This window comes from Planktotalea sp., from assembly GCF_039984035.1.
Lineage (GTDB): Bacteria > Pseudomonadota > Alphaproteobacteria > Rhodobacterales > Rhodobacteraceae > Planktotalea.
In genome coordinates, this window is sequence record NZ_JBDWVM010000050.1 from 1 (window position 1) to 8,271 (window position 8,271).

Genomic DNA, 8,271 nt, shown 5'->3' on the forward strand with positions numbered 1-8,271 from the left:
CTTGGCATCGCCATACCAAACGCTCGTATCCAAGGTCGTCCATACCAAGACACATCAATAGAAAGATCGCTTCACGCGCCCCGCGCGTCCCTTGGATTTGGGGAGCGAACCAAATGCTCCCAATCTCAAATGCACCGTCGCTTTGATAGACATCGCAGATCGAAAGCCAACCTTGCGCTTGTCCTGTTTCATCCCTGACGACCCAGAACGGTTGATCCTCGCGCGTGGAAAGATCTTCGATCAGCGTGGCAAGCGCCTGCTGATCCTTAAAGGGACCATAGCGCAAATAGGTAAAACTCTCGGGTGCTGATTGCGCAGCGACCCATAGCTCTGGCAGATGATCCAAAGACATCGGCTCAAGCCGGATATATCGGCCGTCAATATCGGACTTGTTCGGGAACGCCCAATGGCTCACATCGATTTTAGTTCCGAACATTGGCAATCCAATCCTAACGAGGGTCAACTCCCCCGATAGGTTGAATATCCATAGGGCGAAAGCAAGAGCGGCACGTGATAATGTGCCTCTTCAGACATGCCAAACCGAATAGGCACCTGCCCTAGAAACAACGGATCATCCTTGATCCCACATTGCTCGCGCAAATACTCTTCCGCGAAAAAGATTAGCTCATATGTTCCGATCTTGAATTTGCCTTCAGGCAGGATCGGCGTATCGGTTCGACCGTCCTCATTCGTGACACTTTCAGCAATCTTTTTGTGCGAATTGCCTGAAACGCGGTAGAGCGCAATTTTTAGCCCCGCAGCAGGACAGCCGCGTGCCGTGTCCAAGACATGTGTTGTTAAATATCCAGCCATGGCGCTTTTACTCCTAAAGTGCTCATTAAATATGCGGTTTTTCCTGTTGGTAGGAAAGATTGTTCGATCCTATAGTGCATTCGCTTTTTTTTGAAAAAACTTTGAGATTTTCTGGTTTATCACAAGGTCACCTAGGAGACTACACGCATGACACGCTACCCCCGCGATATGCACGGATACGGCGCAACGCCGCCCGCCGCGAATTGGCCCAATGGCGCGAAAATCGCTGTTCAGATCGTGATGAACTACGAAGAGGGCGGCGAAAACAACATCCTTCATGGTGATGCAGCGTCTGAGGCGTTTCTGTCCGAAATCGTTGGTGCTGCTGCTTGGCCCGGTCAGCGTCATTGGAACATGGAAAGCATCTATGAATACGGCGCGCGCGCGGGGTTTTGGCGTCTGCACCGTTTGCTCGAAAACACACCTATTACGGTTTATGGCGTTGCCACCGCCCTTGCCCGCGCCCCTGCACAGGTGCGCGCGATGAAAGAGGCAGGTTGGGAAATCGCCAGCCACGGCTTGAAATGGATCGAATACAAAGACGCCACGCCAGAGGCCGAAAAGGCCGATATGGACGAGGCTATTCGCCTGCACACCGAAGTCGTAGGAGAACCACCGCGCGGTTGGTATACGGGGCGCTGCTCTGACAACACTGTGCGGCTCGCTGCGGAAAACGGCTCTTTCGCCTATGTCGCGGATTCTATCGCTGATGATGTGCCCTATTGGATGGAATTTGGCGAGCGCGATCAGCTCGTTGTACCCTATACAATGGATGCAAACGATATGCGCTTTGCCACGCCGCAAGGTTTCAACACGGGCGCGCATTTCTTTGAATATCTCAAGGCCAGCTTCGATGTGCTTTACGAAGAAGGTGGGCGTATGATGTCTATCGGTCTGCACTGTCGCCTGATGGGTCGTCCGGGCCGCGCGCAGGCGCTTCAACACTTTTTGGACTATGCAAACAGCCATGAAGGTGTCTGGTTCGCCACGCGCGAGCAGATCGCAGATCACTGGGCGGCGCAAAACCCACATGCCCGCCGCGAACGCCCTTCCGAAATGGATAGAGAGACATTCGTTGCAAAATACGGCTCTATTTTCGAGCACTCGCCTTGGATCGCTGAAGGCGCCTTCGCACTCGAACTTGGACCAATGCACGACACAGCAATCGGGTTACACAACGCGCTCTGCCGGATTTTCCGCTCTGCCAGCCACGAGCAACGGCTCAATGTGCTAAAGGCTCATCCCGATCTTGCTGGGAAACTCGCGCAGGCCAACACCCTCACCGCGGAAAGCACCTCTGGACAAGCCTCAGCAGGGCTGGATCACCTCACTGAGGATGAGAAGGTCCAGTTCACTTCACTCAATTCGCAATATATGGCGAAACATGGTTTTCCCTTTATCATAGCGGTGCGCGATCACGACAAAGCGTCGATTCTGGCTGCCTTTCACCGCCGGATCGAAAACACGCAAGAGATCGAATTTAGCGAGGCTTGCAAACAGGTAGAACGCATCGCTGATTTCCGTCTGATGGATATCCTTCCATGAGTGCAGAGATCGTGATCCAGCCGATCACGGCAACGGCATTTGCCCCATATGGTGATCTGTTTGATTGCTCGGGCGATGCCGACATGATCATCAACCTCGGCAAATGCGGCCGCTTCCATGATCGGGCGCAAATGGACTTTGGCACTGGGCGTGCAGGTCTTAGCCTGTTCAAGGCGGAGATCCGCAGCCTGCCGTACGAGTTTGCCATTCTAGAGCGTCATCCGCTTGGCAGTCAGGCCTTTGTCCCAATGTGCGAAAACGGTTTCCTCGTGATTGTTGCAGAAGATGCCAACGGCACGCCCATCAACCCTAAAGCCTTCGAAACGCAAGCTGGGCAGGCTATCAATTTTCATAAAGGCACATGGCACGGGGTGCTCACACCCCTTGCTGGCAGCGGCCAATTCGCTGTCATCGACCGCATTGGCGACGGCAATAACCTCGAAGAATTTTTGCTCAAAACACCACATGTTGTGGTAGGAGCCTAAACATGACCGACACAGAAGCGGTCATTTCCAACAGCTATGAAGGGGAGATACCAATGGCTGATACTTCACTGGGCGCATACAGCGATCCAAATACGACGCCCCCACTCGGGCAAGCAATCCCGCTTGGTGCACAGCACGTTTTGGCAATGTTTGCGTCAAACGTAACACCATCCATCATCGTTGCCGGCGCAGCTGGCCTTGCGTTTGGTGGACCTGAGCAGGTTTATCTTATCCAGATGGCGATGCTGTTCGCTGGCATCGCGACATTGTTCCAAACAGTCGGCATCGGCCCGGTCGGTGCGCGCCTTCCGATCATGCAAGGTACATCGTTCGCCTTCGTCGGCGTTCTCGCGGGCATCGCGGCAACACAAGGCCTCGGCGTTGCGCTGACGGCCTGCATCATCGGCGGTGTCATCCACTTCCTCCTCGGTTCAGTTATCCAACACCTGCGGTTCTTGTTCCCACCGCTCGTTACAGGCCTCGTGATCCTTGCGATTGGTCTTTATCTGATCCCTGTTGCGATCAAATACGCAGCTGGTGGCGCAGCATCCTTCCAGATGGAAGCGGAAAGCTTCGGCTCGCTCAAGCACTGGTCCGTCGCCCTGACAGTGATCGTTGTGTCCTTGGTTCTAAAGTTCTTCACCAAAGGCATCCTGTCCAACGCAGCGATCTTGGTCGGCCTGCTCGCAGGTTACGCACTCGCCTTTGCACTTGGCATGGTGAACTTCGGCGCAGTTGGTAAAGCGGGTTGGATCACATCCATCAAGCCCTTGCCCTACGGCTTTGAATTCAACCTTGGTGCGGTTATCGCTGTCACGCTGGTTTCCATCGTTTCAGCGATTGAAACCGTAGGCGATGCATCGGCAACAACCAAAGCGGGCGCAGGACGTGAAGCCACTGACAAAGAAATCGCAGGCGCAACCTATGCTGACGGTCTGGGTACAGCAGTCGCTGGCGTCTTTGGCGGTCTGCCAAACACATCCTTCAGCCAAAACGTTGGCATCATCGGTATGACAGGCATCATGTCTCGTCACGTTGTAACGATTGCTGGCGCGATCATGGTGCTCTGTGGCTTGGTGCCAAAGATCGGCGCATTGATCGCTTCCATGCCTTTGCCAGTTCTTGGCGGCGGTGTGATCGTGATGTTCGGTATGGTTGCTGCTGCAGGTCTTAACGTTCTCGCAGAAGAGAAGATGACACGCCGCACAATGATCATCATCGCGGTCAGCCTTGCCTTTGGTTTGGGTCTTAACCTCGTACCGACAGCGGTTCAGTATCTGCCTGGCGTGATCAAAACGCTAGCAACGTCTGCGGTTGCTCCGACTGCACTGATGGCGATTGTGTTAAACCTCGTCCTTCCACAAGAAGACGACGCATAAGGGACGTTTGATATGGGTGCGTGGTATCACGCACCCTACGGACAACCCCAAACGTAAGGTGCGTGGCCTTCTACGCACCGCCCCTAAAATCCCAGCACGAAAAAGGGCGCTTCAAATGAAGCGCCCTTTTCTATTCTTAAACTTCGAACATCCCCGTAGGGAGCTGGCTTATGCCAGAGCGATGTTGATCGCTGCCTCACGACCGTCACGGCCGGGCTCGATGTCGAAAGTAACTTTTTGGTTGTCTGCAAGACCTGTAAGGCCGGAACGCTCAACAGCAGAAATGTGAACGAACACGTCTTTTGTGCCGCCTTCTGGTGCGATGAAGCCGAAGCCTTTAGTAGTGTTAAACCATTTTACGGTGCCAGTAGCCATCGTAATTCTCCTTTTAAACTGCCCACGGAATGCGGCAGGTCGGCTAGGTCAGTGCAAGATCGAAACTGAGCCGGTATTTAGGAGCAGTAGGGTCGATAGTGGTAACGTCGCATCTGCCACATAGTGCAGAAAGCGTGAAATTGCAAGGGATTCGGTTTCTGGCTCCCAGAGAGCACGCAGAAAGGCAACGCGCGCAACGGGCGAATTTATAGCCCCAATTTCGCGTGTCGGTTTACATCCTTATAAAGCAGATAGCGAAACGGACCATTACCGCCAGCATAACACGCTTGAGGGCAAAACGCGCGCAGCCACATAAAGTCACCGGGCACCACTTCGACCCAATCGCTGTTCAATTTATAGGCCGCTTTGCCTTCTAACACGTATAGCCCGTGTTCCATCACATGCGTCTCCATAAAGGGGATCACATTCCCGGGCATAAGCGTAACGATGTTAACATGCATATCGTGGCGCATATCGTTTGGCTCAACAAACCGCGTCGTCGCCCAGCCACCATCTGTATCGGGCATTACGATTGGTTCGATATCTTGCTCATTGGCAATGATCGGCTCTGGCGCATCCAAACCGTCAACCGCTTGGTAGGCTTTCCGGATCCAATGGAACCGCGCAACGGCGCTGCTTTCGTTCAAAAGTGTCCAATCCATGCCAGCGGGCAGGTAGGCATAGCCGCCCTCGCTCAGAACATGGCGTTGTCCTTCAAAGCTAACCGTAATCGTGCCTTCGACCACGAACAAAACACCCTGCGCCGTGGCATCGAGTTCTGCGCGTTGGCTACCACCACCGGGCTGAACCTCCATGATGTACTGCGAAAAAGTTTCCGCAAAACCGGTCATTGGTCGTGCAATCACCCAAAGCCGTGTCTTTTCCCAAAAGGGCAGGAAACTGGTGACAATGTCGCGCATCGTGCTGCCCGGAATAAAGGCATAGGCCTCAGTAAACACCGCTTGGCTGGTGAGCATCTGCTCTTGTCCAGGATGCCCACCTTTGGGCGCATAATACGTGCGTTTCGTCATAACCGCTCCAAACCTTGAATTTAACAAACCTGACCTGTGAACGTGTATCGGCCAAGCACGGAATACCAAAAGGAACCTTTTGGTTTATTTGACAATCGTCCTAGCTCTGCCAATCTGCTGCGTGTCGACGCACATGTCCCGCTGCGATGCTCCATGTCAGGCCACGACCTGCGATTTTCACTGGCGCTGTCACACGGTGTGCGGGCCCCCAGCTGGTATGCTCTACCGCGTCGCCAAAATCTTCATCCGCAAGAGATATTGCACCTGCAGTCTCAAATGCGCTGCAATGTTGCATCAGGCATTGCGCCGTTCGCGCCAAAGAAACCTTTGCACGAACCACGTCCCCACGCGTGCGGCGCGCGAGCCCTTCCAAAACACAAGCCGCCATCAAATACCCTGTGCCATGATCCAACGCCTGAACAGGCAATGGCCTTGGTCCGTCTGCCCCCCCTTGCACCATGCCATGCGCCGCGATCCCGCAGCTCATCTGCACGAGACTGTCAAAGCCGCGCCTGTTCGCCCAAGGGCCGCGCCACCCATAGGCATTCAAACGCACATCAACCATGTTGGGGTTAATTACCCGGCGCACATCATCGCCAAGGCCAAGGCGGTCCAGCGCGTCGGCGCGATAGCCATGCACGAACACATCCGCCTTTGCCATCAACGCCTTCAGATGCGCCAGACCTTCAGCCCGCTTTAAATCAAGCCCACCGCAATGTTTGCCGAGTGTCACTTCCATTTCAACACTCGGTTCATTCCAGCTCGGGGGATCAATCCGCAAAACCTCAGCGCCGAAACCAGCAAGGAACCTAGTCGCAACGGGCCCTGCCAAAACACGAGTTAGGTCCAGCACCTTTACACCGCGCAAATCTGGTATCGCGCGCGCTTCGCAACTCCCGATACTCTCCCAATGCACCAGCGGCTCATTGCCAATGGCACGCCCTTGCGGGTGCTTTTGCCATTCCTCAGGTCCGCGCATCTCAGCAGCGCAGCCCTTTGCGTCGACGATCGCTGTCTCAAGCTCAGCTCCGCTCCATTCCAAAACAGCGCGCGCAACCGCATCCCGATCCACGGGTGTTTTCAGAACACTCAATGCCGCATCACGGTGATGGGGCGCATTGGTATGCAATCTGATCCAACCGTCTTTGCAACGATAATTTCCAGCAATCGCATCCCAGATCGACGGCGCCTCCCATCCATCGGGGCGCAAGGTCATATCAAACCAAAGCGAGGCAAGTCGGCGATCCACACTTACTTCTTCACCGGCGCCGAGGCGCGACAAGGCGACACCAGCCAAACCAACGGTCGCCTCAGCAAAGTCTGAGACCGCGTAGTGCGATGGCAAATGCCCCTGCCCTTGTACCGTATAGGGCGTTGCAACTTCGCCAAACACTGCCTCGCATAGTTCAGTCCAAAACGGATTATGCATGAGGGAACATCCGCGCTGTGATCCCTGCAACCTCTAACGCTTTGCGCACAGAACGAGCAATCTCCACCGCTTCAAGCGTATCGCCATGCATGCAAATCGTATCAATGCGCGTCGCTATGCGCTTGCCGCTCTCGGTGATGATTGCGCCCTCGCTGACCATCGCGACCATCCTTTCCGCCGCCAGCGCTGCGTCGTGGATAACAGCGCCCTCAAGGCGCCTGTCCACCAGCGTCGCATCATCGTTATAAGCGCGGTCTGCAAAAATCTCTGCAGCGTACCGGCAGCCCAGCTTTTCTACCGCACGTTGCTGCGCTGTGCCTGCCAACACCATGATGTATAGATCAGGATCAAGTTCCAAAGCAGCGCTATAGCAAACATGCGCCATCTCTTCGTTTTCTGCCGCCATATTGGCCAGCGCGCCGTGCAATTTCAAATGGCGCACTGCGCCGCCCGCAACCTTTGCCATGCCCTGTGCCGCTGCGAGTTGATACCGCACCGTATTAGCCAATTGATCCAGCGGCATATCAATCCGATAGCGCCCGAACCCACGTAGGTCAGGAAAGCCCGGATGCGCGCCAATGCCGACGCCATTCTTCACGGCCAGTGCCATGGTCTTTGCCATCACATCGGGATCACCTGCATGAAAGCCGCAAGCGATATTTGCCGAGGTCACGACTTCCAGCAAATCCGCATCGCGCCCCATCACCCAAGGGCCAAAGCTTTCGCCCATATCTGCATTCAGATCGACAGTCTTACTCATCTAAATATCTCCCGCCGTTACACCGCTGATCAATTGATATGACAGCAAATCATTCATCTGCGCTGGATCACGCAGAATGGGTTGGCACTGCGCGTTTAACGCACTGCGTGCTTTGCGCTCTTTTAATTCTGCAACGATCCCTTCTTCGCGCGAGATCATATGAAAGCGCAATTTAGTCCCTACATTCGCCTGCGCCACATGCGGTAAATCACAGGGCAGAATGGTTGCGATACGCGGATAACCCCCTGTCGTCTGACAGTCCGCAAGCAAAGCGATCGGTGCGCCCTGCCCCGGGACCTGAATATCACCGGCAATTACTGTTTCAGACGGGATTGATTGCCCACCCTGTAGCGCAAAATTGTCTTCGCATTCCAGTTCCACGCCTTGCCGATTGCCTGACGCTGCGCGGGTAAATTCAGTGCTTTGAAACCGCGCTAAAACATCATCGCCAAAT

General features: G+C 54.6%; 9 protein-coding genes and 1 pseudogene. 3 read left to right on the forward strand and 7 right to left on the reverse strand.

The annotated features are described in order from the left end of the window. A partial coding sequence (locus ABJQ89_RS02205) for a GNAT family N-acetyltransferase (RefSeq protein ID WP_348494640.1) occupies positions 1–436 on the reverse strand: 436 nt, incomplete at its 3' end. Between the two features lie 23 nt (positions 437–459). Then, on the reverse strand, positions 460–813 hold the full coding sequence (gene uraH, locus ABJQ89_RS02210) for a hydroxyisourate hydrolase (RefSeq protein ID WP_348494641.1): 354 nt from the start codon (positions 811–813) through the stop codon (positions 460–462). Between the two features lie 147 nt (positions 814–960). Here uraH and puuE point away from each other — a divergent pair, with 147 nt between their 5' ends. The 3 genes from puuE to ABJQ89_RS02225 are packed head-to-tail and all read left to right on the forward strand — an operon-like array spanning position 961 to position 4,222. Next, positions 961–2,358, forward strand: a complete 1,398-nt coding sequence (gene puuE / locus ABJQ89_RS02215) for an allantoinase PuuE (RefSeq protein ID WP_348494642.1) — start codon at positions 961–963, stop codon at positions 2,356–2,358. Then, on the forward strand, positions 2,355–2,843 hold the full coding sequence (locus ABJQ89_RS02220; protein ID WP_348494643.1) for an ureidoglycolate lyase: 489 nt from the start codon (positions 2,355–2,357) through the stop codon (positions 2,841–2,843). Before puuE ends, ABJQ89_RS02220 begins: the two co-directional genes overlap by 4 nt. Positions 2,844–2,896: 53 nt before the next feature. Beyond that, the gene (locus ABJQ89_RS02225; protein ID WP_348494648.1) at positions 2,897–4,222 is read left to right on the forward strand and encodes a nucleobase:cation symporter-2 family protein; all 1,326 of its coding nucleotides are present in this window, start codon (positions 2,897–2,899) and stop codon (positions 4,220–4,222) included. Positions 4,223–4,390: 168 nt separating this feature from the next. Here ABJQ89_RS02225 and ABJQ89_RS02230 read toward each other — a convergent pair whose 3' ends face one another. The 5 genes and pseudogenes from ABJQ89_RS02230 to ABJQ89_RS02250 form a co-directional block, all read right to left on the reverse strand. Continuing rightward, positions 4,391–4,597: a cold-shock protein gene (locus tag ABJQ89_RS02230; RefSeq protein ID WP_348494644.1), complete on the reverse strand. Its 207-nt coding sequence runs from the start codon at positions 4,595–4,597 to the stop codon at positions 4,391–4,393. A 206-nt stretch (positions 4,598–4,803) separates the two neighbouring features. After that, a complete protein-coding gene (locus ABJQ89_RS02235) occupies positions 4,804–5,628 on the reverse strand; it encodes a bifunctional allantoicase/(S)-ureidoglycine aminohydrolase (protein ID WP_348494645.1) in 825 nt (274 codons plus the stop codon). 100 nt (positions 5,629–5,728) lie between these two features. Then, a complete protein-coding gene (locus ABJQ89_RS02240) occupies positions 5,729–7,057 on the reverse strand; it encodes a CoA transferase (RefSeq protein WP_348494646.1) in 1,329 nt (442 codons plus the stop codon). Then, the gene (locus tag ABJQ89_RS02245; protein ID WP_348494647.1) at positions 7,050–7,817 is read right to left on the reverse strand and encodes a 5-oxoprolinase subunit PxpA; all 768 of its coding nucleotides are present in this window, start codon (positions 7,815–7,817) and stop codon (positions 7,050–7,052) included. The genes ABJQ89_RS02240 and ABJQ89_RS02245 overlap by 8 nt, the downstream gene beginning before the upstream one ends. Then, a pseudogene (locus ABJQ89_RS02250) lies at positions 7,818–8,271 on the reverse strand (urea amidolyase); the annotation flags it as partial. It abuts the gene before it with no gap.